Annotated in this window: 21 protein-coding genes; 6 read left to right on the top strand and 15 right to left on the bottom strand. The window is 64.4% G+C overall.

Annotated features, from left to right (window positions below):
• Window positions 1-82: 82 nt before the first annotated feature.
• Window positions 83-994, bottom strand: coding sequence for an amino acid ABC transporter substrate-binding protein (locus ACVIN2_RS25395; protein ID WP_027565488.1), 912 nt, complete (start codon window positions 992-994; stop codon window positions 83-85).
• Window positions 995-1,106: 112 nt separating this feature from the next.
• The gene (locus ACVIN2_RS25390) at window positions 1,107-2,504 is read right to left on the bottom strand and encodes a M20 family metallopeptidase (protein ID WP_456767653.1); all 1,398 of its coding nucleotides are present in this window, start codon (window positions 2,502-2,504) and stop codon (window positions 1,107-1,109) included.
• A 242-nt stretch (window positions 2,505-2,746) separates the two neighbouring features.
• On the opposite strand from ACVIN2_RS25390, the gene ACVIN2_RS25385 reads away from it, so the two are divergent.
• Window positions 2,747-4,126 (top strand): LLM class flavin-dependent oxidoreductase, encoded by a 1,380-nt coding sequence (locus ACVIN2_RS25385; protein ID WP_456767652.1) that lies wholly within the window; start codon window positions 2,747-2,749, stop codon window positions 4,124-4,126.
• A gap of 144 nt (window positions 4,127-4,270) precedes the next feature.
• Here ACVIN2_RS25385 and ACVIN2_RS25380 read toward each other — a convergent pair whose 3' ends face one another.
• The 5 genes from ACVIN2_RS25380 to ACVIN2_RS25360 form a co-directional block, all read right to left on the bottom strand.
• Window positions 4,271-5,932 (bottom strand): thiamine pyrophosphate-binding protein, encoded by a 1,662-nt coding sequence (locus tag ACVIN2_RS25380; protein WP_456767651.1) that lies wholly within the window; start codon window positions 5,930-5,932, stop codon window positions 4,271-4,273.
• 108 nt (window positions 5,933-6,040) lie between these two features.
• A complete protein-coding gene (locus ACVIN2_RS25375) occupies window positions 6,041-6,544 on the bottom strand; it encodes a GFA family protein (RefSeq protein ID WP_456767650.1) in 504 nt (167 codons plus the stop codon).
• A gap of 155 nt (window positions 6,545-6,699) precedes the next feature.
• Window positions 6,700-7,827, bottom strand: a complete 1,128-nt coding sequence (locus ACVIN2_RS25370) for an alkene reductase (RefSeq protein WP_456767649.1) — start codon at window positions 7,825-7,827, stop codon at window positions 6,700-6,702.
• A 158-nt stretch (window positions 7,828-7,985) separates the two neighbouring features.
• Window positions 7,986-8,849 (bottom strand): outer membrane protein, encoded by an 864-nt coding sequence (locus ACVIN2_RS25365; protein ID WP_456767648.1) that lies wholly within the window; start codon window positions 8,847-8,849, stop codon window positions 7,986-7,988.
• A 204-nt stretch (window positions 8,850-9,053) separates the two neighbouring features.
• Window positions 9,054-10,550, bottom strand: coding sequence for an aldehyde dehydrogenase family protein (locus ACVIN2_RS25360; protein ID WP_456767647.1), 1,497 nt, complete (start codon window positions 10,548-10,550; stop codon window positions 9,054-9,056).
• A gap of 196 nt (window positions 10,551-10,746) precedes the next feature.
• On the opposite strand from ACVIN2_RS25360, the gene ACVIN2_RS25355 reads away from it, so the two are divergent.
• Entirely contained in the window at window positions 10,747-11,592 is an 846-nt protein-coding gene (locus ACVIN2_RS25355) for an SDR family NAD(P)-dependent oxidoreductase (protein WP_456767646.1), read from the top strand.
• A 39-nt stretch (window positions 11,593-11,631) separates the two neighbouring features.
• On the opposite strand, the gene ACVIN2_RS25350 is transcribed toward ACVIN2_RS25355, so the two are convergent.
• From ACVIN2_RS25350 to ACVIN2_RS25325, 6 genes are all read right to left on the bottom strand, one after another.
• Entirely contained in the window at window positions 11,632-11,838 is a 207-nt protein-coding gene (locus ACVIN2_RS25350; RefSeq protein WP_007615092.1) for a hypothetical protein, read from the bottom strand.
• A 71-nt stretch (window positions 11,839-11,909) separates the two neighbouring features.
• On the bottom strand, window positions 11,910-12,323 hold the full coding sequence (locus tag ACVIN2_RS25345) for a Rieske (2Fe-2S) protein (RefSeq protein WP_456767645.1): 414 nt from the start codon (window positions 12,321-12,323) through the stop codon (window positions 11,910-11,912).
• Between the two features lie 16 nt (window positions 12,324-12,339).
• Entirely contained in the window at window positions 12,340-13,452 is a 1,113-nt protein-coding gene (locus ACVIN2_RS25340; RefSeq protein ID WP_456767644.1) for an amidohydrolase family protein, read from the bottom strand.
• A gap of 14 nt (window positions 13,453-13,466) precedes the next feature.
• Window positions 13,467-14,531: an amidohydrolase family protein gene (locus ACVIN2_RS25335; protein ID WP_456767643.1), complete on the bottom strand. Its 1,065-nt coding sequence runs from the start codon at window positions 14,529-14,531 to the stop codon at window positions 13,467-13,469.
• Between the two features lie 227 nt (window positions 14,532-14,758).
• Window positions 14,759-15,034, bottom strand: coding sequence for a YiaA/YiaB family inner membrane protein (locus tag ACVIN2_RS25330; protein WP_456767642.1), 276 nt, complete (start codon window positions 15,032-15,034; stop codon window positions 14,759-14,761).
• Window positions 15,035-15,074: 40 nt separating this feature from the next.
• Window positions 15,075-15,770, bottom strand: coding sequence for a PspA/IM30 family protein (locus tag ACVIN2_RS25325; protein WP_456767641.1), 696 nt, complete (start codon window positions 15,768-15,770; stop codon window positions 15,075-15,077).
• Window positions 15,771-15,872: 102 nt separating this feature from the next.
• On the opposite strand from ACVIN2_RS25325, the gene ACVIN2_RS25320 reads away from it, so the two are divergent.
• Both ACVIN2_RS25320 and hydA read left to right on the top strand, forming a co-directional pair.
• Window positions 15,873-16,481, top strand: a complete 609-nt coding sequence (locus ACVIN2_RS25320) for a TetR/AcrR family transcriptional regulator (RefSeq protein ID WP_456767640.1) — start codon at window positions 15,873-15,875, stop codon at window positions 16,479-16,481.
• Window positions 16,482-16,594: 113 nt separating this feature from the next.
• Entirely contained in the window at window positions 16,595-18,049 is a 1,455-nt protein-coding gene (hydA, locus tag ACVIN2_RS25315; RefSeq protein WP_456767639.1) for a dihydropyrimidinase, read from the top strand.
• Between the two features lie 3 nt (window positions 18,050-18,052).
• Here the strand turns inward: hydA and ACVIN2_RS25310 are convergent, their stop codons facing one another.
• Window positions 18,053-18,730, bottom strand: a complete 678-nt coding sequence (locus ACVIN2_RS25310) for a peroxiredoxin-like family protein (RefSeq protein WP_456767638.1) — start codon at window positions 18,728-18,730, stop codon at window positions 18,053-18,055.
• A gap of 97 nt (window positions 18,731-18,827) precedes the next feature.
• Here ACVIN2_RS25310 and ACVIN2_RS25305 point away from each other — a divergent pair, with 97 nt between their 5' ends.
• Window positions 18,828-19,709 (top strand): LysR family transcriptional regulator, encoded by an 882-nt coding sequence (locus ACVIN2_RS25305; protein ID WP_456767637.1) that lies wholly within the window; start codon window positions 18,828-18,830, stop codon window positions 19,707-19,709.
• Window positions 19,710-19,800: 91 nt separating this feature from the next.
• Complete coding sequence (locus tag ACVIN2_RS25300) at window positions 19,801-21,423, top strand: ABC transporter substrate-binding protein (protein ID WP_456767636.1); 1,623 nt, start codon at window positions 19,801-19,803, stop codon at window positions 21,421-21,423.
• Here ACVIN2_RS25300 and ACVIN2_RS25295 read toward each other — a convergent pair.
• Entirely contained in the window at window positions 21,420-22,763 is a 1,344-nt protein-coding gene (locus tag ACVIN2_RS25295; protein ID WP_456767635.1) for a glycoside hydrolase family 3 N-terminal domain-containing protein, read from the bottom strand. The genes ACVIN2_RS25300 and ACVIN2_RS25295 overlap by 4 nt on opposite strands.
• Window positions 22,764-22,800 lie beyond the last annotated feature (37 nt).

The following is a 22,800-nucleotide window of genomic DNA, read 5'->3' as shown; positions in this document are numbered from 1 at the left end:
TCCTGGCGCCTATGCAAATGTCCGGCCACCTTGGAGTCAAGATGGCCGGACACGATCCGGATCGAAAGATCGCGGTTATAGCTTACTTATAATCGTCCGGGTTCGGCGAGTCGGTCGGCTTGGCGAACTCGTTCTTCAGCTCGGCCGAGATCGGGGTGTTGAGGTTCAGACCCTTCGGCGGGATCTTCTGGGTGAACCACTTCTCGTAGATCTTCTGGCCTTCCCCGGAAGTATAGAGCGCTGCGGTCGCCGCATCGACCACCTTCTTGAACGCCGCGTCGTCCTTGCGCAGCATGATGCCGTAGGGCTCGGGCTTGGAGAACGCGTCCTTGGAGATGACGTAGTCGTCGGGCGACTTCGAGCCGGCAACGAGGCTCGCGAGCAGGATGTCGTCCATCACGAAGGCGACGGCGCGGTCGGTCTCGACCATCAGGAAGGATTCGGCGTGGTCCTTGGCCGGGATGATGTTGGCGCCGAGGCTTTTCGCAACATTGGCCTCGGTGAGCTGCTTGATGTTGGTGGTGCCGGCGGTCGAGACGACGGTCTTGCCCTTGAGATCGTCGATCGACTTCAGGCCGCTTGACTTCTTGAAGACGTAGCGGCTGGCGGTCAGGTAATGGGTATTGGTGAAGGCGACCTGCTTCTGGCGCTCGGCATTGTTGGTGGTCGAGCCGCATTCGAGATCGATGGTGCCGTTCGCCATCAGCGGAATACGCGTCGCCGAGGTCACCGGGTTGAGCTTGACCTCGAGCTTGTCGAGCTTGAGCTCCTTCTTCACGGCGTCGACGATCTTGTAGCAGATGTCCATCGCGAACCCGATGGGCTTCTGGTTGTCGTCGAGATAGGAGAACGGGATCGAGGAGTCGCGGAAGCCGAGCGTAATGGCGCCGGTGTCCTTGATGTTCTTCAGCGTGCCGGTCAGCTCCTCGGCCCCGGCCTGGCTGACAGCGAAGGTCGCGGCGAGCGCGAGGCCGATGCTACGGAAATGTTTCACTTTTGGGTCCCCTTTCAGGATGATGCCGGCGGGATGCAAGCACAAATTGGGTTGGAATAGAATGTGACTTTTGGCTGGATCGCGGCTCCGGTTAACGGCTCCGGTTAACCGCTCAGGCTAGAGGGCTTGTTAGCGGGCTGGCCAATTCCCCGAGATCCCAGAACAGGCCGGCCATCACCGTCAAGGCCTCTTCGGTCAATGGCAGCAGGATGTGCTCATTGGGCGCATGCTGGGAGCAGCCGGGATAGGAGTGCGGCACCCAGATCGTCGGCAGGCCCAGGATCTCGGAGAACACGTCGTTGGGCAACGAGCCGCCGAAATTGGGCAGCACCGCCGGGATCTTGCCGGTGGTCTGGCGCACCGAATCCGCCGCCCATGTGATCCAGGGGCTGTCGAAATCCGTGCGCGAGGCGGCAAAGCTCTGCGCCGCCCGCACCTCGACCATCGGAAAGCCCTTCTGCGCCAGATGCGCGCGGATCGCCTCGATCAGCCCATCGATCCTGGTGCCGACCACGAAACGCAGTTGCAGCACGGCATTGGCGTGGCCGGGAATGGCGTTGGCCGGCTTCTCGATATTGCCCGATGACATCGCCAGCACTTCGAGCGTGTTCCAGGCATAGAGCCGCTCGGCCGCCGAAAGACCCTCCTCGCCCCAGTCCTCGGCCAACGCCGGCTCGTCCTCGGTCGGCACCACCTGCACGTCCGCAAGATAACTGCGGATCTGGTTGGTGAGCCGGGGCGGCTTCAGCGCATCCAGCTGAAGACGGCCGTGGCCGTCGACCAGCGTCGAGATCGCGTTGACCAGAATGGTCGCGGGATTGGCGAGCACGCCGCCCCAATTGCCGGAGTGATGGCCGCCGTCGCGGAGGTTCACATCGAGATGAATCCGGATGCCGCCACGGCAGCCGAGGAACAGGGTGGGACGGTCGGCGGACAGGCGCGGCCCGTCGGAGGCCATGAACAGATCGGCCTTGAGCGCATCGCGATTGAGATCGCAGACCTTGCCGAGATCCGGCGAACCGATCTCCTCGCCCATCTCGACGATGAACTTGGCGTTGAAGCCGAGCTTGCCGCCGCGGGCCCCACGCACCGCGCGGAGTGCGGCCATGTTGATGCTGTGCTGGCCCTTGTTGTCGGCGGTGCCGCGGCCGTAGAGACGCGTGCCCGAAACCGTGGTGCGCCAGGGATCGCGGCCATCGCGCCACTCGCCTTCCATGCCGTCGACGACGTCGCCATGACCGTAGATCAGCACGGTCGGCGCAGTCTCGTTCTCGTGGTGTTCGGCGAACAGGAACGGCGCCTTGCCGCTGGGAGATTCGACCATCCGGCTTTCGAAATCGAGCGCGGCGAAAGCGGGCACCATCTCCTGTTCCAGATAGGCGCGCAGCTCGACGCTCCGGTTCGGATTCTGGCTCTCGGTCCGGTAGGCGACGCGACGGTCGAGTTCGGCGAGGAACGCGCCGGATTTGAAATCGTCACGGGCGCGGGCGATGGCATCGGCTCTGGTCATTATTTTCTTTTTTAGGTTGCGAGACGAAGGAGCATACCCGATGCGGGCAGGCCTCCGAAAGTGGCGGGGACTTCGATAGTCTTGGGATTTCGTTCTTGCTCTCTTGAGATTGGCTTGCCAGGCGCGGCAGCGCCGCTGATTTTGGCCTTGCCAACGTCGCGCTATATGCAAGAACTTCGCCAAGTTCGGGCGCAGCTCTATCATTCGAAGAGTGCCCGGTACAGGGCGCCGGGGGGACCATCATGGCCAAGCAGATCAGGCTCAATGCATTTGCGATGAATTGCGTCGCGCACCAATCGCCGGGCCTGTGGACCCATCCGCGCGACCGCACTACCGAATATAACCGCCTGCCCTACTGGATCGATCTTGCCAAAACGCTGGAGCGCGGCCGTTTCGACGGGCTGTTCCTGGCCGACGTGCTCGGCGTCTATGACGTCTACGGCAACAGTCCTGACGCAGCCTTGCGCAATGCAGCCCAGTCGCCGTCGAACGATCCGCTGCTGCTGCTATCGGCAATGGCGGCGGTCACGCAGAATCTCGGCTTCGGCGTCACCAGCAATCTCTCCTTCGAGCCGCCCTATCCGTTCGCGCGGCGGATGTCGACGCTCGATCATCTCACCGAGGGACGGATCGGCTGGAACGTCGTCACCGGCTATCTCGACAGCGCCGCGCGCGGTGCCGGCAAGGACAAGCAGATCGGTCACGACGACCGCTACGAGATCGCGGACGAATATATGGAGGTCGTCTACAAGCTCTGGGAAGGCAGTTGGGAGGACGACGCCGTGCTGCGCGACCGCAAGCGCGGCATCTTCACCGATCCCGCAAAAGTCCATCGCGTCAACCACGAGGGCGCGAACTACCGCATCAACAACACCATCCACCTGAGCGAGCCGTCGCCGCAGCGGACGCCCGTGCTGTACCAGGCCGGCACCTCGCCGCGCGGACGGCAGTTCGCGGCACGGCATGCCGAATGCGTGTTCATGTCGGGGCCGTCGGCCAAGGTGATCGCGCCGCGCGTGTCGGCGATCCGTCAGGAGGCCGCCGCTTTCGGCCGCAATCCGGCGGAAATCCTGATGTTCTCGATGATGACGATCATCCTCGGACGGACGGAGGCCGAGGCGAACGAAAAATATGCCGATTATCGCCGCCACATCAGCCCGGAGGGCGCGCTGGCGCTGATGTCGGGATGGACCGGAATTGACTTCTCCGGCTACGAGCTCGATCAGCAGGTGCGCCATGTTCAGAACGATGCCGGTCGCAGCGCACTCGATAACGTCACCCGCGCCGATCCCGATCGCGTCTGGACCGTGCGCGACGTCATCGAGCATGTCGGCGTCGGCGGCGCCGGTCCCGTCGTGGTCGGCACGCCGGAGATGGTCGCGGACAAAATCGAGGCGTGGTTCGAGGCGACCGATGTCGACGGCCTCAACGTCGCCTTCGCGATCTCGCCCGGTGATTTCGAGGACATCGCCGACATGCTGGTGCCGGAGCTGACGCGGCGTGGGCGGTACAAGGCGGAATATGCAAAGGGCACGCTGCGGGAGAAGCTGTTCGGTGACGGGCGGGCGCGGCTGGGTGCGCCGCATCCGGCGGCGGGATTCAGGGTGGGGAGGAAGGGATAGCGTCACCGCAGTCGTCCCGGCGAAGGCCGGGACCCATAACCCCAGGGAGCAGTTTAGCGAGGACTGGTCGTTCTGGACCGGCACCACCCACAGTCGACAGATCACGCGGTATGGGTCCCGGCCTTCGCCGGGACGGCCCCAAGGCTACACCTTCCCGTCCACCATCACCTCGATCAGCTTGGTCCCCGGCCGGCCAAACGCCGACGCCAGCGTCGCCTTCAGCTCGCGGGGGTCGTTGACCTTGATCGCCTCGCATCCCAGCGCCTTCGCCACGCCTGTGAAATCCACCGGCGGATCGACAAAATCCATGCCGACGTAATTGTCGTCGCCATGGAAGGCGAGCAGGCGCTGCTTGATGATGCGGTAGCCGCCATTATTGGCAATGACCACATTGAGCGGCAGCTTGTGATGCGCCGCCGTCCACAGCGACTGGATCGAATACATCGCGCTGCCGTCGCCGGAGAAGCAGACCACGGGGCGATCGGGATTGGCGATGCTGGCGCCGACGGAAGCCGGCAGGCCCCAGCCGATGCCGCCGGAGGCAAGGCCGTGATAGCCGAAGCGGTCGCGGTGGGCACGCAGCGCCGTGATCTGGCGGCTCGAGGTGAGGCCTTCGTCGACGAGGATGGCATTGGCGGGCATGGCCTCGACCATTTGCAGCACCAGCCAGTCCGGATCGATGGGGCTGCGGTCCGCGGCTTTGCCGATCTGCTCGACCAGCGCGGTGCGCCGCGCGGTCCAGTTCTTCGGCGCGAGCTCGGCGAGACGTTGCCTCGCGCGATGCGCCAGGGCCGCGCCGCCCATCTCCTTCAACGCCGGGATCAACGCGCGCAGCGTTTCCTTCATATCCGCCTTCAGCGCGATCTCGGCGCCGTAGTTCTTGGCGATCTCCCAATCGCCGAGGCCGATCTGCACGATGCCAAGGCCCTCCGGCAGCGCATCGACCTCGCTGTAGACCGACATCCGCAACGGATCACCGCCAAGCGCGATCAAGAGGTCGTATGGCGCAAGCGTGTCGCGCGCGACTTTCTGGACACGAGCCAACGTGCCGACGAAGCTCGGGCTCTCGGAGAGGAAGTGCGAGCCATAGGGCGTCGACGATTGGTATGCGGCCGCGCCCAAAAGCTCGGCGAGTTCGGCGGCCTCCTTCAGCGCGTCGCTCTTCACCACCTCGTCCATGGTGACGATCACGGGACGCTCGGCCCTCAGCAGCCGCGCGGCGAACGCCTCGAGTGCCTCATCCGATGGCCTTGTACGAGCGTCGATGCGGGTGGAGCGGCCGAGATCGATCCCGGCCTCGCTGTTGAGGATGTCGCCGGGCAACGAAATGAACACCGGCCCGGTCGGCGGCGTGGTCGCGACTTTGGCGGCGCGGCGCACGATGCGCGGCAGATCCTCGAGCCGCGTCACCTCGACCGCCCATTTCACCAGCGGCTCCGCCATGCGCACCAGCGGGCCGTAGAGCACCGGCTCCATCAGGCCGTGGCCCTGCTCCTGCTGGCCCGCGGTCAGGATCATCGGCGTGCCCGTGAACTGGGCGTTGTAGAGCGAGCCCATCGCGTTGCCGAGGCCGGGCGCGACATGGACGTTGCAGGCGACGAGCTTTCCGGAGGCGCGGCTATAGCCATCCGCGATCGCCACCACCAGGCTCTCCTGCATCGCCATCACATAGGTGAGGTCGGGATGGTCCTTCAGCGCATGCATGATCGGCAGCTCGGTGGTGCCGGGATTGCCGAACAGATGCGTGATGCCCTCGTCCTTGAGCAGGGCGAGAAAGGCGGAGCGGCCGGTGATCTTGTTCTTCATGTTTCCTCCAGAGGCGGACGTTGCCGCAAGGCAGGAAGCATGATGGCCGAAATCGCGGGAGGCGCGCAAGGAAGCGCGGTCATGGCTGCGTTGCGTGGGCGCAGCACGCTACATCTCCTCGCGCCCCAGATCGAACGGGTCCTCGCCGCTCGTCCGCTTCTTCTTTTTCGAGCGCTGCCAGACCACACCGGGAAAGCCCTTCAACGGTACCAGCGGCTCGCCGGTATAGGTCCATTCCTGCAGCTCCTCGATCGCGATGTGATAGAGCGGCTGGCGGCCGGTGCGTTCCCTAAACAGCGCACGGGGAATGTTGACCATGTGCGGCCCGCGCGGGCGCTCATATGCGATCGGCGTGCCGCAATGCGCGCAGAAGCTGCGCGAGGTCTTCGTTGCCTTGTCCTCGTAGCGCGTCAGCGCCGTCTTGCCTGCGGTGATGCGAAACCGCTTCTTCCAGCTTCCGACATAGGTCGCATAGGCGGCGCCGTGGGCGCGACGGCTGGCGGCGGAGTGATCGTGCCAGGCCCAGCGTGCGGGGACGTCAATCTCGAAGGTAACCTTGCCGCAGAGGCACTGGCCGGTGGCAACTCCTGCGGCGGCTGCGGCTTTGGCCATCGGTGCTTCCCTCATCGCCCGTAATGACGGAATCGTGGCGTCCGTCGGGGCAACACAATAACTCCGCAGCCCGGATGAGCGAAGCGACATCCGGGAAGACCAGAGCTTGGGTGAAGACCCCGGATATCGCTTCGCTCGTCCGGGCTACAGCAGTGTCAGACCGGCGTCGGCTCGTCATACATCGGATAGTCCGTATAGCCCTTCCCCTCGCCGCCGTAGAACGTCGCACGGTTATACGGCGTGAGAGGGTAGTCGTGCTGCAGGCGGCGCGGCAGATCGGGGTTGGAGATGAAGATGCGGCCGAAGGCGATGAGGTCGGCGTGTCCCTCTGCGATGGCGGCGTTCGCCGTCTCGCCCGTAAACCCGCCTGCCGTCATCAGCACGCCGCTGTAGAGCGGGCGGAACAGCAGCATTGCCGACGGAACGTTCTGCCAGTTGACTTCGGCGCGCCCCGAGCCGCTGGAGCGCGGTTCGATGAAATGCAAATAAGCAAGGCCGAGCTCGTCGAGCGCCTTCACCACGTGCGTGTAGAGCGGCATCGGATCGGGCTCGCCGGAATCATTGGCAATGCCGTGGGGCGACAGCCGCACGCCGACGCGGCCCGCGCCCCAGACGTCGATCGCGGCCTGGGTCACTTCGAGCAGAAGCCGCGCGCGGTTCTCGATCGAGCCGCCATATTGATCGGTGCGCTGGTTGCTGCGTGATTGCAGGAATTGCTCGAGCAGATAGCCGTTGGCGCCGTGGATCTCGACGCCGTCGAAGCCGGCGGCCAGCGCATTCTTCGCGCCCCGCCTGAAGGCCTCGACGATACCCTTGACCTCGTCTGTCTCCAGCGCGCGCGGCGTCTCGTAGTCGGAGATCTTGCCGTCGGCGGTCATTGCCTTCATGCCTTCGGCCCTGATCGGGATCGCCGAGGCCGAGACCGGTAGCTCCCCGCCGTGGAAGGAGGAATGCGAGACGCGGCCGACATGCCAGAGCTGGAGAAAGATGATGCCGCCCTTGGCGTGCGCGGCGTCGACAACCTTGCGCCAGCCCGCGATCTGCGTCTCCGAATAGATGCCAGGCGTCGCCGGATTACCGCGGCCGTGCGAGAGCACGGGCGAGGCCTCGGCGATGAGCAGGCCGCCTTGGGTGGCGCGCTGACCGTAATATTCGGCGTTGAGCGGCCGCGGCGAAAAGCTCTCGCGCTCGGCCCGCATGCGCGTCAACGGCGCCATCGCGACCCGATGCGCGAGCTTGTACGGACCGATCTGCAACGGTTGAAACAACGCCTCGAATTTCATGCCGGTCCCAAAATGGTTGATGAGAGGACGGGGATCATAAGAGAAAGGCGCGCGGCTCGGAAGCTGCACGGGGGAATGGCTGGCCAGCCAAAAGAGGCGGCGGAATCAAAAAGCCCCGGGGGTGGGCCCGGGGCTCGTTGCTTGCTCAGAACGGCAGGTCAGTATTTTGCAACGACCGCGCCTGGGCCGAACTTGTAGTTCAAGCCGACCCGCGCGATGTGGCCCGTGAAATTCGCGGTTGAGTCAAAGCCGCGCGCCGGGCCGGGCGTGAACGGGAACAGCGGATTGAAGATGGTGTATTTCTCGCTGCCGAGATCGTAGTAGAGATATTCGAGCTTGACGCTCCAGTTCGACGCAAAGCGGTACTCGCCGCCGCCGCCGACCGTCCAGCCCACGCGCCAGCTTTCCACCGCGCCTGCGCTACAGATCACATTGAGGCAGGGCGTGCCGCTCCCACCCGTGGGATCCACGATCGACGTCGACGCCTTGACATGCCCATAGGCAAGACCGCCGGTCGCGTACAGCATCAAGTCGGGCACGACGGTGGCACCGATCCGGCCGCGCACGGTCCCCAGCCAGTCGACCTTCTGATCTTGCGTGGTCATGATCGTCGGGAAGACCGGCAAGGTTCGGGTCACCGTTGAGCTACCCTTGATGTCGGCCGCCGCGATATCGGCTTCGACGCCCCACACCAACGAGCCCGTCTGCACATTGTAGCCGGCCTGCAAGCCGCCCAGCACACCACGCGCGTTTGTTGCCAGCGAAGCCGGGACAAGGCCGCCCGCCAGTGCGACGTCGAGCACGCCCGCAGTGAAGACCGGATCATGGGGCGCGAGATTGTTCGCACCATCGCCCCACCCATACCCGACATTCACGCCGGCGTAGAAGCCTGACCAGTTGTAGGCAACGGGCAGTGGCGACGCCTTGTACGCTGGCGCACGTGCGGTCATATCGGCCGCGAGTGCGGGCTGCGCCGAGGCGACACCCAAAGCCACAAACACGATCGGAGCAAAGCGAAGCATTATTGATATTCCAATTCCGAAGATTGACGGTGACCAGAACTAACCGGCCGACATTCGGAATGGGATAGCAAGTCTTGCAAAAGCGCGGACGACGCGCGCTTTCAAAATCGCATGTAGCGTCCGGGCAACAACCTCAGGTCGCTGCAAGCGCTCTGTCGTCGCCGCAAGCAGGACCGATCGCTGAAGTCCGGACGCGATGGCGCGTTAGGCCGTCTTGATCCACACCGCCTTCACGTTGAGATATTCCTCGACGTGCTGCTTGCCGGATTCGCGGCCGTAGCCGCTCATCTTGTAGCCGCCGAAGGGCACGGCCGGGTCCATCGCCTGGTAGCAGTTCACCCACACCGAGCCGGCACGCAGGCGCTTCGCAACCGCATGCGCCTTGCTGACGTCCCGCGTCCACAGGCCCGAGCCGAGACCGAACGTGGTGGCGTTGGCGCGCTTGACCAGCTCGTCCATGTCCTTGAACGCGATCGCGGAGATGACCGGACCAAAGATCTCCTCTTGCGCGATCCGCATGTTGTCCTGGACGCCAGCGAACACCGTCGGCGACACGAAGAAGCCTTTTGCAAGCGCGCCTTCGGTGACGCGGCCACCGCCGGCGAGCGCCTTGGCGCCTTCCTTCTGGCCGATGTCGAGATAGCTGGTGACGCGCTCGAGCTGCTGCTCGGACACCAGCGGTCCGATCTGGGTGTTGGGATCGAGGCCGTTGCCGACCTGCAGCTTCTTGCCGAACTCGGCAACGCGGCCGACGAATTCCTCGTAGATCGACTGCTCGACGAACAGCCGGGTGCCGGCGCTGCAGATTTGCCCCGAATTGGCAAACACCGCCATCGCGGCTCCCGGCACCGCGGCATCGAGATCGGCGTCCGCGAACACGATGTCCGGCGACTTGCCGCCGAGCTCGAGCGAGACGCGCTTGAGGTTGCCGGCCGAGGCGCGGATGATCGACTGGCCCGTGACATGCGAGCCGGTGAAGGCAACCTTGTCGACGTCGTGATGCGCGGCAAGCGCCGCGCCCGCAGTCTCGCCAAAGCCAGGCACGACATTGATGACGCCGGCCGGAACGCCCGCCTCCATCGCGAGCTCGGCGATGCGCAGCGAGGTCAGTGGCGCCTCCTCGGCGGGCTTGAGCACGACGGTGCAGCCGGTCGCGATCGCCGGACCGATCTTCCAGATCGTCGCAGTCAGCGGACCATTCCAGGGAATGATGGCGCCGACGACGCCGATCGGCTCCTTCAGCGTGTAGGAAAAGATTTCGCCGGGCAGCGAGTTCTCGATGGTCTCGCCATGGATCGCGGTGGTCTGGCCGGCATAATAGCGCAGCATTCCGACGGCGCGCAGGCGGTAGGCGCGGGTACGGCTGAGCGGCGCGCCCATGTCGAGCGTGTCGAGCTGCGACAATTCGTCGAAATTCTTCTCGACGAGGTCGGCAAGCTTCAGCAGCAGGTTCTGCCGCTCGAACGGCTTGACCTTGCTCCAGGGACCTTCGAAAGCGCGGCGGGCGGCAGCAACGGCGCGATCGATGTCTTCCTTGTCGCCCTCCGCCACGGTTGCGAGCAGTTCGCCGGTCGCGGGGTTGTGGGTCTCGAAGCGCTTGCCGGAGGCCGCATCGACCCACTTCCCGTCGATCAGCATCTGCTTGTAGGACCCGTTGGCGAACGGATGGCGCGTGATCGGAATAGCCTGCGACACAGCCATGGCTGAACTCCCTGTCAAATGATTGATTGGTTCGATCTGGGCGGGATCGTTAGGTCGATAGAATACTGCGATGCCGGACAGGCGTAAAGGAGAGGCGTAAAGTCGGCGCGGAACGAAGGCCTCCCATGCCGACTTGTGCAGGGTCGCGCGAGTGCCATGTTATAGCGCGACCGAGCCCCTCCCCGGAGACGGATCCATGCCGCACCCCGCGATCGTCAAAGACAATGTTGCCGTGATCACCGGCGGTGCGTCCGGCATCGGATTCGCCGCCGCCGCAGCCTTCGCGCGCGACGGCATGAAGGTGTGTATCGCCGATGTAGATCAGGCGGGACTCGCGGACGCCGCAACAAGACTCTCATCCCTGACGTCCACCACACATGTGATGACCTTCGCGATTGACGTCAGCAAGGCCGAGAGCGTGACGGAACTGGAGCGCGCCGTACGCGAGCGCTTCGGTGGCACCGACATCCTCATGAACAATGCGGGTATCCAGCCCGGCAGCACGCTGTTCCGCGAACCCGACAACTGGCAGCGCATTATCGGCGTCAACATGTGGGGCATCATCAACGGCTCGCGCATCTTCGCGCCCAACATGGTCGCGCGCGGCAGGGCGGGGCTCATCATCAACACCGGCTCGAAGCAGGGCATCACCACCCCGCCCGGCGATCCCGCCTACAACGTCTCCAAGGCCGGCGTGAAGGCTTTTACGGAAGCGCTCCAGCACGAGCTGCGCAACACTGCGGGTTGCCGCATCACCGCGCATCTGCTGATTCCCGGCTTCGTCTTCACGGGCCTTACCGCGAAGGGCCGGACAGAGAAGCCGGCCGGCGCCTGGACGGCCGAGCAGACCGTGAATTTCATGCTGGCGCGGCTGGAGGCCGGCGATTTCTACATCCTGTGCCCGGACAACGATGTCCCGCGCGCGCTCGACGAAAAGCGCATGCTGTGGGCCGCCGGCGATGTCGTGGAGAACCGCCCGCCGCTGTCACGCTGGCATCCGGACCATGCGGATGCATTCGCGAAGTTTGTGAAGGGGGAGTAAGCGTTCTTCCTTCTCCCCTTGTGGATAGGGTGAAGAAACCTACAGCGTCTCTTGCTGATGCCCACAATTCTTGCAGGCGAACTTGATGCGGGTCTGGCCCTTTGGCGCCTGCACACGGTTCGGGGCGCCGCATTTACCGCAGACGGCCTCGATGCGGGTATCACCCTGCTTGACGACGACGGTTTTCTTTTCCATCGATTCGCGGATCAGGCGCTCGGCCTCCTCACGCAGGGATTGTTTCGACAAAGCTCGTCTCCGCCATAAATGCGGGCGAGGCTTATCCCACCTGCGGCCAAATCACAATCCGAAACGGCTGCTCAGACCTCGACAATCACGTAGCTGTCCTCGACATGCACCGGAAACGTCTCGGCGACATACGGGCCTTTCTGGAGTTCCTCGCCGCGCTCCACCGCGACCGGATATGACCTTATCTTGACGCGCTTCGGGTCGAACCAGGACTGGCCGTTGCGCATGTCGAATTCCCAGCCATGCCAGGGACAGCGCAGCATCTCGCCGACGCGCGAGCGCTGATAGATGCCGGGCTCGGGCGAGGTCAGCCGCGCGACACAGGCCGCTTTCTCCAGCGGCGCGCCTTCGTGCGGGCAGCGGTTCAGCAGCGCGAAGAACTCGCCATTGACATGGAACACGACGATGTCGCGGCCGTCGATATCGACGACTTTGTTGCCGCCGGGTGGGATCTCCGAGGTGGACGCGACGATGTGACGGGCCATACCGTTGAGACCCCTCTCAGAACTTGTAGACCGCGCGGGCATTGGTGCTGAAGATATTGGTCCGCTCGGCTTCCGTCAGCGGCGTCTTGAAGGCGAAGCGCGGATCGTCGAAATCCCAGTGCGGATAGTCCGACGAGAACAAGAGACGATCGATGCCGACCCATTCGATCAGCGACCGCAGGTGCCGGGCTTCGTCAGGTTCGTCGATCGGTTGCGTCGTGAACCAGAAGTGCTCTCGGACGTATTCCGACGGCTTGCGCTTGAGATGCGGCACCTCGCTGCGGAAGCGCTCAAAATGCTGGTCCATCCGCCACACCGCGGACGGGATCCAGCCGAAGCCGCCCTCGATGAAGACGAACTTCAATTTTGGAAAGCGCTCCGGCACGCCCTCTATCACGAGACTGGCAAGCTGCGCCGCGATGGTGTGCGCGTTGGACTGGTGCTCCTCGACATAATAGGACGGCCAGCCGCCACCGGTCGGCGCATGCCCGCCATAGCCGCCGACATGGATGCCGAGCGGCAGACCAAGTTCTTGGGCACGCTCGTAGATCGGCCAATAGCGGCGGCGGCCGAGCGGCTCGTTGGCGCGCGGCGAGACGTTGATCTGAACGTATTCGCCGATCTTCGCGCAGCGTTCGATCTCGGCAATGGCGAGATCAACGCCGTCCTGTCCCACCAGGATCGAAGCCTTCAGACGCGGGTCGCGATGCGACCAGAACGCCAGTTGCCAGTCGTTGATGGCGCGCTGGATCGCGGCGCCGAATTCGAGGTTCTGCTGCGAGAAGATGAAGAGATCGAGCACCTGCAAAATCCCGAACTCGACGTCGAGCGGATCGAGATGCTGCTTCTGCATGAAGGCGAGATCCGAGCCGGGCGGACCGCCGGTCGGCGGCCAGGCATCGCGCCGCGCGATTAGCGGCGAGGAGCGCGGGTAGGGCGTGGTGAACAGATAGGGCGTGCGCAAATGGCTGCCGTATTCCTTCAGATGCTGCTGCCACCGCTTTGGCAGGAACTCGTTGAGATCGTCGGACGAATGCAGGCTTGGATGGACGTCGCAATCGACGATGCGCAGCCGCGAAGCGGCGGGCTTCTCATCTTCCCGCAGCGGGCGGTCGATGACCTCACTCATGCGAACCTCCAAAGTCAATTGGCGAGCGACAGCCGCGGAAACGTCTCCAGCGGGTTGTCGACGCACATTTTCGAGATGATGCTGTTCGGCAGGTTCGGCGGGATCGGATCGTCGCCGTCGAACTGCCAGTGCGGATAGTCGGACGCGAATAGGAACATCTTCTCGGAGCCGATCTGGTCGATGATGTCCTCCACACTTTTCGGGTCGCCCGGCGCATCAAACGGCTGCATGGTGACGCGGAAATTCTCGCGAATGATCGCAGCCGGCTCGCGCTCAACCCAGGGCACCTCGACGCGCACTCCGCGCCAGGTCTTGTTGGCGCGCCACATGAAGGCCGGGAGCCAGCTCACGCCGGATTCCATCAGCACGACCTTGAGGTCCGGAAACTTGCCGAACACGCCCTCATAGATCAGGCTCAAGATCTGCGCCTGAAACGCCTGCGCCTCGACGAAGTAATATTCGTAGCGGTGCGACGGCCAGCCGGCCGAGCTCGGCGCCTGCCGATATTGCGTGCCGGCGTGGATCGCGAGCGGCAGCTTGTATTTCTCCGCGAGCCGATAGACCGGCCAGAAATGCCGCCGTCCCAAGAGCGTCTCGCCCTGTGCCAGCACGAGGATCGAGACGAAGCGGTGATCGCCGGCGCGGCGCTCGATCTCCTCGACCGCCAGATCTGGGTCCTGCATCGGCACCACGATCGAGGCACGCAAGCGCGGATCGCGCGACAGCCACTCAGTCGCGATCCAGTCGTTGATCGCTTTGCAGAAGTCGGCCGCCATGTAGGGATCGAACACGGCCTGAGCGCCGTAGAGCACGTTGAGAATCGCGTGGCTGGCACCCAACTGCTCGAATGCGCCCTTCTGTACCATCGCAAGATCGGAACCAGGCTTTGCGCCGTTCGCCGGACGCCAGTCGGTACGGCCCGCCAGCGGCATGCTCGGTGGATAGGAGGTGAGATCGAGTCCGTCGATGGCGCGGCTCACCACCTGCTCTTTCCAGTGATCGCTGAGATAGGGCAGCAGCGTCGTGCGCGTGCCACCAACTGCCGGGTGGATGTCGCAGTCGATCCGCGTCGCTGCCATGAGGTTCCTCGCCGAGATCTTGTAAGCACATCTTATTGGCGGCGTTCTTGTGCGCCGCCTGTGAAGACTGCCCCTGCCCGTGCGGTTGCGCAAGAGCGCACGCCCGCGCAATCGTCATGGCTCTGATGCATTTCGCAGGCGCGATATGAGGTATGGCGAAATGCGTTCCGGCGCCGAAGCCGCGGAGCGCATTGCTCCGCTGCTTCCTTGCGGATTGTCTATGCCCGTCAAGCAGCCTTGGAGACTTCCATCAGCAGACGTTCCGCCTTGGCATCCTCGATGCGGTTCACCATCCGGCTGCTTTCGTGATTGTCGCGGATGGTCTTGGTCAGGGTGACGCAGGCCTGGATCAGCATCACGACGCCCATCGTGAGATAGCCCTTCATCCAGAAATCGATCGGCAGGAAGAAGATGCCGATGGCGACGAGGAAGGCGGAGGCTGCGAAGGACACGTAAGTGAAGGTCACCCAGGCGCCGCTGTGGGGCTGGCCGTTCTGGTTCATGATGGTCTCCTGTTGGTTCGAATGATGATCGGGATTGGGATCAGACGGTCGGCGTGCGCTTGGACTTCAACCGCGCCAGCACGTCGTCCGCGGTCGTCTTGAGCCGGGGGCCAAAACCCTGCTCGGCGAGTTTTTCGGCGGTGGCGAGCGGACCGGTGGCCGCATCGAGCTCGACCAGCGCGTCGTCGGCGGCCTGGGCTTCCATTTGCCGCTCACGAAGACGCCTCAAGGTGCTCTCCGCCTCCGGCAGCGTGGATTCGTAGGGGCGTGCCGCCTCGATGCCGCTGCGGCGAAGCGAGCGCACCGCTTCCGAGGCACGGGCGACGCGGCGGCCGCGGTCGAGCTCGGTGATGCGGGCCTGCGCGCTTGCGACGTGCCGCTTCAGCCGCGCAATCTCGGTTGCGAACAAGGCGCGTGCCGTCAGCGCCGCATCGCGATCGGCCTCAAGGCCCGCGATGGCCTCGGCAGCGTCCTTGGCGAGATCCTCGCGGCCGCCATCGAGCGCAGCAACCGCGCGCGTCTCGAGATCGGCGATGCGGGCGACGGTCGCCTCGAGCTTGCGACCTTCTTGCTGGTCCTGCGCGATCGCCAGCGCCAGCGTCCGTTTGCCACGCTCGAGGGCGGCTGCCGCGTCGCGCATCTGTTGATCGAGGATCAGAAGGGCCGTCCGGTCTTCCAGCTCCTCGCCCGCGGCGGCCACGCTGCCGCGGAAAAGTGTCACTACGGTCTTGAACATTGTTGGCTCCCTGTTATGAGCGTTGCTCACGTTTGGTTTGTAGCAAGAAACTTGAACTTCGTTCAAGAAATATTTGAGCAACGCTCAGAAATTTGATTACAAATGACTAAGGCATTGGCGCGCCGAGAGAAACTTCGATCCGACCTGATCTTGGCGGCGGAACGAATGATCGCCGAGAGGGGATTGGCGGGCCTGAAAACCCGCGATCTCGCCCGCGAGATCGGCTGCGCCAACGGCGCGGTCTACAATCTCGTCGCCGATGTGGACGAGCTGATCCTGCGCGTGGGCTCGCGCACTTTGCGTCGGCTCGACCAGGCCCTGAGCACGGCGGAAAGCGCGGGCGAGCCGTCGCCACCGGAGACTCTGGTCCGCATTGCTCTCGCCTATTGCGATTTCGCCGCGGAAAATCTCGAACTGTGGCGCGCGCTGTTCGAGCACCGCATGGACCCCGACAAGCCCCTCCCCGACTGGTCCATCGACGACCAGCTGCAGCTGTTCCGCCACGTCTACGAGCCGCTGGCCGCGCTGTTTCCACAACGCAGTCGGGAGGAGCTCGGCATCACCGCGCGTAGCCTGTTCTCGGCGGTGCATGGCATGGTGGCACTCGGACTGGAGCAGAAGCTGGTCGCGGTACCGCTGCCGGCGCTCCGGAAGGAAATCGCGGGCCTGGTGCGCGCGATGATTGACGGACTGATCGCGCGGGCGGCGTAGAGGACGGGAGAGCACAGCTCAACTGTCGGCCACGCCTGACTAAAATTTCACCTGTCGCGGCGCATGCAGCGCGCCTAGCTTCGCGAGGTCCACTTCCCTCTCCGGAGCCTCCCATGCCCCTCCTCATCCGCGGCGGCACCGTCGTCAATCATGATCATTCGCGCCGTGCGGACGTGCTGATCGACGGCGCGACCGTCGTCGCGATCGGGCAATCGCTCGATGCGCCGACGGGGTGCGAGATCATCGATGCCGGCGGCGCTTACGTCATCCCGGGCGGCATCGATCCGCACACCCATCTCGAAATGCCGTTTATGGGCACGGTCACCGCCGATGATTTCGAATCGGGGACCAAGGCGGCGCTGGCCGGCGGCACCACCATGGTGGTGGATTTCTGTCTGCCCGATCCAGGCCAGTCGATGCTCGCGGCCTATCAGGAGTGGCGGCACAAATCCGAGAAGGCGGCCTCCGACTACGGCTTCCACATGGCCGTAACATCCTGGTCGAAGCAGATCCATGACGAGATGGAGACCGTGGTCACAACCTACGGCATCAACACCTTCAAGCACTTTATGGCCTACAAGGGCGCACTGATGGTGAACGACGACGAGCTCTATAACTCGTTCGCCCGCTGCGCCCATCTCGGCGCCATGCCGGTGGTGCATGCGGAGAACGGCGACGTCGTCGCGCTGATGCAGGAGGCGCTGATCGCGCGCGGCGTCACCGGGCCCGAGGGACACGCATACTCACGGCCGCCGGAGGTCGAGGGCGAAGCCACCAACCGCGCCATCATGATCGCCGACATGACGGGGACGCCGGTCTACATCGTGCACACGAGCTGCCGCGAAGCGCACGAGGCGATCGCGCGCGCACGTGCGGCGGGCAAGCGCGTCTATGGCGAGCCGCTGATCCAGCACTTGCTGTTGGACGCCGGTGAATATCAGAACAAGGATTGGGATCATTCCGCGCAGCGCGTGATGTCGCCGCCGTTCCGCGACAGGTCGCATCAGGATAGTCTTTGGGCCGGCCTGCAAGCCGGCTCGCTGCAGGTGGTCGCGACCGACCACTGCGCCTTCACCACCGAGCAGAAGCGATTCGGGCTCGGCGACTTCAGAAAGATCCCGAACGGCACCGGCGGCCTCGAAGATCGCCTCGCGCTTCTGTGGACCGCGGGCGTCACCACGGGGCGGCTGACGAAGGAAGAATTCGTCGCAGTGACCTCTGCGAACATCGCCCGCATCCTCAACATCTATCCGCGCAAGGGCGCGGTCGCCGTCGGCTCGGACGCGGATGTCGTGGTGTGGGATCCCAGGGCGAGCAAGACCATCAGCGCGAAGCAGCAGATGAGCCGGATCGACTACAACGTGTTCGAGGGCTTTTCCTGCACCGGCGGAGCGGCGGCGACGCTGTCGCGCGGCCGGATCGTCTGGAAGGATGGCGATCTGCGCGCCGAGGCCGGCGACGGCCATTACGTCGAACGCCCGGCGTTCTCGCCCGTGCACGTCGCCAACTCGACCTGGAAAGAGTTGACCGACCCGCGCGCCGTGAGCCGCGGAGCGGTGACGCCGTAGCGCTCAGGCCGCCTTGGCGGTCCGCAGCCGGTCCAGCACCGGCAGCAGCTCGGACGGATCAGGACGATGCGTGTAGTCCGGGTTCACCTCCGCATAGGCGATGATGCCGTCGCGGCCGATGACGTAGCGCGCGGGCATCGGCAGGACCCAGGATGGATCGTCGTTGAACGTTGGCAGGTCGTTCTTGAACGTCTTGTAGAGCGCAACCAGCTCGCCCGAGAGCGCGAAGCGGATGCCGAAGGCATCGGCGACCTCGCTCCTGACGTCGCTCAGGATCGGGAACGATAGGTTGTTGTCACGCTCCGACTTGCGGCTGTTCGGCGCGGTCTGGGGCGAGATCGCAACGAGGCTGGCTCCGCGCGCGGCAATCTCGGGCAGCGCCTCCTGGAGCGCCTGGAGCTCGAGATTGCAGTACGGGCACCAGACGCCGCGATAGAACGACACGACCAACGGTCCCTTCGCGAGCAGGTCGCGCGAGGACACCGGCTTGCCGTCCGGGTCGGTGAGCGTGAACTCCGGCGCGACATCGCCGGCCTTCCTGGCACGCTGCGCCTGGCCGCTTGCGATCAGTTCAGCGGTGGCGCGATGCATGGTGTCGAGCGCCTCCCTGGGGGGCTTGACCGGAAACCGGCCGCTTTCGAAGTCGGCTTTGAACGCATCGAGTTTGTCTTGCAGAGCCACGGAGATCTCCATCGATTGCTGTTGGCCCGCAACATCTGGCTCATTCGGAAATTAAGGGGTATATGGCCGATATGGACAACATTTATTTGAAAACCGAATGAGTGACAGATTGCAGGAGCTGACTGTCTTCGTCCGGGCGGCGGAGAGCGGCAGCTTTTCGAAAGCAGCCCGCGAGCTCGGCCTGTCGCAACCCTCGGTGTCGCGCATCATCGGCGAGCTGGAGGCGCGGCTAGGCGTCAAGCTGTTGTTGCGGACCACGCGCCGCATCACGGTGACGGATGCCGGTGCGCTGTTCCTCACCCGCGCCCGTGAAGTGCTGGCCGATATCGAGGACGCCGAGGATGCCGCGCGCGGCGTGGACTCCCTGCGCGGGACATTGCGGGTCACGATGCCAGTCGTGTACGGCACAAGGAACATCATCCCGCGCCTGCCGAAATTCCTTCGTGCCCACCCCTTGCTGCGCGTCGAGCTGTCGGTCGCCGATGAGAGGCAAGACCTCGTCGTGGAAGGCACCGACGTCGCCATCCGCCTCGGCCCGCTCAACGACTCCGGTTTTGGTGCACGCAAGCTCGCGACGCTGCCGCGTTTTCTCGTCGCCGCGCCGTCCTATCTTGCCGAACGCGGCACTCCGAAGACGCCCACCGATCTCGCCTCGCATGACTGCATCTTCGGTCCCGGCCTGTTCGGCCGCACCACCTGGTCGTTCACCCGCAATGGCGCGGAGACGTCGGTCGATGTGCGCGGCCGCATCAGCACCGACTCAGGCGCCGGAATGTTTGCGAGCGTGCTGGCCGGGCTCGGCATCGCGATGATGTCGCCGGTGATGGCCGGCCCCGAGATCGCGTCCGGTGCACTGGTGCCGCTGCTGAAGAGCTACAAGCTCGCGCCGGTCGAGCTGTACGCCGTGTTTCCGGCCGGTCCGCGGCCCTCGACCAAGGTCCGCGCGCTGGTCGACTTCCTGGCCGAGGTGCTGAGATAGGCCGCCGGGTACCGCTTGCGACACCTTGAAGCGCGCCGATGGCATGCGCCTTGCCTCTTTACGGTGCAAATCACCGAGGAGTGAGGCCGCGATGAGCGCATCATCTTTCGATATGAACCGCCGTAACGTGATGCTCGGCGGCCTAGGCCTCGCCGGAATGACGGCCGCTGCGCCGCGCTTCGCCTGGGCGCAAGGGCGCGCAGAGACGCTGCTGGTGGTGCAGGAGCTGGGCCCGAACTCGCTCGACATGCAGGGCGTCGGCTCTAACCAGACCGTGAACGGGCTGTCCTGGAATTGCTACGACCGCCTGCTGAGCTACGCCTCCAAGAACCTCCCCGACGGCACGCTGTCTTATGATCGCGAAAAGCTCGCGCCTGAACTCGCCGAGAGCTGGGAGGTTGCGGCCGACGGCATGTCCTGCACCTTCCGCTTGCGGAAAGACGCAAAGTTTCACGACGGCACGCCTGTCACCGCGAAGGACGTCAAATGGTCGTTCGACCGCGCGGTGAAGGTCGGCGGCTTTCCGACCTTCCAGATGTCGGCGGGGTCTCTGGAAAAGCCCGAGCAGTTCGTCGCGATCGACGACCACACCTTCCGCATCGACTATGTGCGCAAGGACAAAATGCTGCTGTTCAACGTCGCAGTGGTCGTGCCCTTCATCATCAACTCGGAGCTCGCGAAAAAGAACGCGACGGCGGAAGACCCGTGGGCGCTGGCGTGGCTCAGGAACAACGAGGCCGGCGGCGGCGCTTACAGGATCGAGAGCTGGAAGCCGGGCAGCGAGACCGTGCTGGCGCGCTTCGACGATTGGAAGAGCGGACCTCTCCCGAAGCTCAAGCGCGTGATCGCGCGCGATGTCCCCTCCGCCGGCACTCGTCGCGCCATGCTGGAACGAGGCGATGCGGATATTTCCAGCGGCTTCGCGCCGCGTGACTTCGAACAGATCATCAAGGAGGGCAGGGTCAAGGTCTCGGGCGTGCCGATCCCGAACGCGCTCTGGTCGGTCGCGCTCAACGCGGCAAAGCCGCCGTTCGACAATGTAAAGCTGCGCCAGGCCGTCGCCTGGGCGATGCCTTATGAGCAGATCCAGAGCAGCGCGTTCTTCGGACGCGCCGTTCCGATGTATGGCGGAGCGGCGGACGTCTCAAAGCCAGTGTGGCCGCAACCGTTTCCCTACGTCACCGATCTCGACAAGGCCAAGGCGTTGATGAAGGAGGCGGGCTTCGAGTCAGGGCTGGAGACGACGCTGTCACTCGATACCGGCACCGCCACGGTCGGCGAGCCGACCGCCATCCTGATCCAGGAAAGCCTCGCCAAGATCGGAATCAAGGCGGCGATCGAGAAGATCCCCGGCGCGAACTGGCGCACCACGCTGAACAAGAAGGAGCTGCCGCTCGCGCTCAATCGTTTCAGCGGCTGGCTCGATTATCCCGAATACTATTTCTACTGGAATTTCCATGGCAACAACTCGATCTTCAACATCTCCTCCTACCAGAACAAGGAAATGGACGCGCTGATCGACAAGGCGCGGTTCACCACGGATGCCGCCGAGTACGACAAGGCCGTGAAGGATTTCGTCGCACTGTGCATGCGCGACGTTCCCGTCATCCCGCTCAACCAGCCGATCCACGACGTCGCGATGCAGAAGGCCATCACCGGCTACGAGTTCTGGTTTCATCGCGAGCCGGACTACCGTCAGTTCGCGAAGGGCTAGTTTTGGCGGGCGACGCTGACGGTGCGTGAGGCGGCCCGCGCCTGCTCAGACGGGAAACCCCGCGCGAGCCGCGCTTCGCTCGCGCGCAGCATCGCCGTATCGAGCTTGCCCTGCCGCGATCCATCCAGGGCGCAAGCGAAAATCCGGTAGAATTGCGCGCCGTCATAGGCGACCAGCAGCAGATCGACGCCCGCGTTGATCGCCTCGACCACGGCCCGGCAGACGTCGTGCTGGTAGATCGCGCCCATCACGAGATCGTCGGTCATGACGACCCCCTGATAGCCCCATTTGTCGCGAATGATCCCCTCGACGACGCGCTTCGAATGCGAGGCGGCTCGGTCAGGATCGACGGCCGTGAGCGTGACATGGCCGACCATGAGCGCGCTGCGCGAATGCGACAGCACCTCGCGGAACGGGAGCCAGTCGGTTGCCTCCAACTCCTTCACCGGCGCATCCAGATTGGCGCTGAAATGATGCGTGTCGGTGCGCACGCGCCCGATACCGGGAAAATGCTTGAGCGTGGCGCCGACGCCGGATTCTTCCAGCCCGCGCACATAGGCGCTCGCGATCGCGCCGACGACGGCGGAATCGGTCGCAATCGCGCGCTGACCGATCAGGGTGTGGAAGTCGAGGCGATTGCGCCGGCCCGGCGGCTTGAGATCGAGCACCGGCGCGAGATTGAGGTTGACACCGAGCCCGGCGAGTTCACGTCCGTGGATGCGGCCGAACTCTGCCGCTTTGGCCTGCTGGTCATCGGGAGCAAGCCCGGCAAGCGTCGCCAGCGCCGGCAGCTTCGTCAACGGCGGCGCAAGATGTCCGACGATGCCGCCCTCCTGGTCCGCGGCCACGACCAGCGGCGGCAGGCCGGCGGCTCGCCGCTTGTCCTGGAGCGCCGCGATCTCGGTGCGCAACGTCTCAACGGTCCGGCCACGGATATTGTGCCGGGTGACGTAGACACCGCCGATCAAGCCTTGCTCGGCGAGGCGCGCGACCTCCGGGAAGGAGGAATAACCGACCATGAAGTGAGGTCCGAGCTGACGCGCCTCGGCCGCACTGGCGGCAAGAACATCGTGCTTGCGCAGTTCGAATTTCAGGTGCGCCGCTGACATCAGGAGCGGCGGAACGCACCAGAGCATGACGAGCAGCTTGCCGGCGATGCTATGCCAGCGCCCGCGGCGCAGCAGCACGATGACAATCACGATGCTTGTAATGACAAGTGCGATGTTTCCAGCGCCGCGCAGCACGAGCAGATAGGGATCGTTCTTGTTCGCGGCCGCAAATGCGACGAGAGGGGCGGCCAGCCAGAGGAGGACGAGACCGGTGCGGTTGAGGAGCTGCATGATGCGTCACGCCCAATGTGATGAACACATCGCACCT

The organism is Bradyrhizobium sp. USDA 3650 (genome assembly GCF_054057395.1).
Note: the sequence above shows the minus strand (reverse complement) of the source record. Positions and strands in the feature narration are given on the sequence as shown.

What these genes read in the sequence shown, in the direction of transcription:
- ACVIN2_RS25390 (WP_456767653.1), bottom strand. Translation starts at nt 2,504, where the DNA reads ATGACCAGAGCCGATGCCATCGCCCGCGCCCGTGACGATTTCAAATCC.
- ACVIN2_RS25385 (WP_456767652.1), top strand. Translation starts at nt 2,747, where the DNA reads ATGGCCAAGCAGATCAGGCTCAATGCATTTGCGATGAATTGCGTCGCG.
- ACVIN2_RS25380 (WP_456767651.1), bottom strand. Translation starts at nt 5,932, where the DNA reads ATGAAGAACAAGATCACCGGCCGCTCCGCCTTTCTCGCCCTGCTCAAG.
- ACVIN2_RS25375 (WP_456767650.1), bottom strand. Translation starts at nt 6,544, where the DNA reads ATGGCCAAAGCCGCAGCCGCCGCAGGAGTTGCCACCGGCCAGTGCCTC.
- ACVIN2_RS25370 (WP_456767649.1), bottom strand. Translation starts at nt 7,827, where the DNA reads ATGAAATTCGAGGCGTTGTTTCAACCGTTGCAGATCGGTCCGTACAAG.
- ACVIN2_RS25365 (WP_456767648.1), bottom strand. Translation starts at nt 8,849, where the DNA reads ATGCTTCGCTTTGCTCCGATCGTGTTTGTGGCTTTGGGTGTCGCCTCG.
- ACVIN2_RS25360 (WP_456767647.1), bottom strand. Translation starts at nt 10,550, where the DNA reads ATGGCTGTGTCGCAGGCTATTCCGATCACGCGCCATCCGTTCGCCAAC.
- ACVIN2_RS25355 (WP_456767646.1), top strand. Translation starts at nt 10,747, where the DNA reads ATGCCGCACCCCGCGATCGTCAAAGACAATGTTGCCGTGATCACCGGC.
- ACVIN2_RS25345 (WP_456767645.1), bottom strand. Translation starts at nt 12,323, where the DNA reads ATGGCCCGTCACATCGTCGCGTCCACCTCGGAGATCCCACCCGGCGGC.
- ACVIN2_RS25340 (WP_456767644.1), bottom strand. Translation starts at nt 13,452, where the DNA reads ATGAGTGAGGTCATCGACCGCCCGCTGCGGGAAGATGAGAAGCCCGCC.
- ACVIN2_RS25335 (WP_456767643.1), bottom strand. Translation starts at nt 14,531, where the DNA reads ATGGCAGCGACGCGGATCGACTGCGACATCCACCCGGCAGTTGGTGGC.
- ACVIN2_RS25330 (WP_456767642.1), bottom strand. Translation starts at nt 15,034, where the DNA reads ATGAACCAGAACGGCCAGCCCCACAGCGGCGCCTGGGTGACCTTCACT.
- ACVIN2_RS25325 (WP_456767641.1), bottom strand. Translation starts at nt 15,770, where the DNA reads ATGTTCAAGACCGTAGTGACACTTTTCCGCGGCAGCGTGGCCGCCGCG.
- ACVIN2_RS25320 (WP_456767640.1), top strand. Translation starts at nt 15,873, where the DNA reads ATGACTAAGGCATTGGCGCGCCGAGAGAAACTTCGATCCGACCTGATC.
- hydA (WP_456767639.1), top strand. Translation starts at nt 16,595, where the DNA reads ATGCCCCTCCTCATCCGCGGCGGCACCGTCGTCAATCATGATCATTCG.
- ACVIN2_RS25305 (WP_456767637.1), top strand. Translation starts at nt 18,828, where the DNA reads ATGAGTGACAGATTGCAGGAGCTGACTGTCTTCGTCCGGGCGGCGGAG.
- ACVIN2_RS25300 (WP_456767636.1), top strand. Translation starts at nt 19,801, where the DNA reads ATGAGCGCATCATCTTTCGATATGAACCGCCGTAACGTGATGCTCGGC.
- ACVIN2_RS25295 (WP_456767635.1), bottom strand. Translation starts at nt 22,763, where the DNA reads ATGCAGCTCCTCAACCGCACCGGTCTCGTCCTCCTCTGGCTGGCCGCC.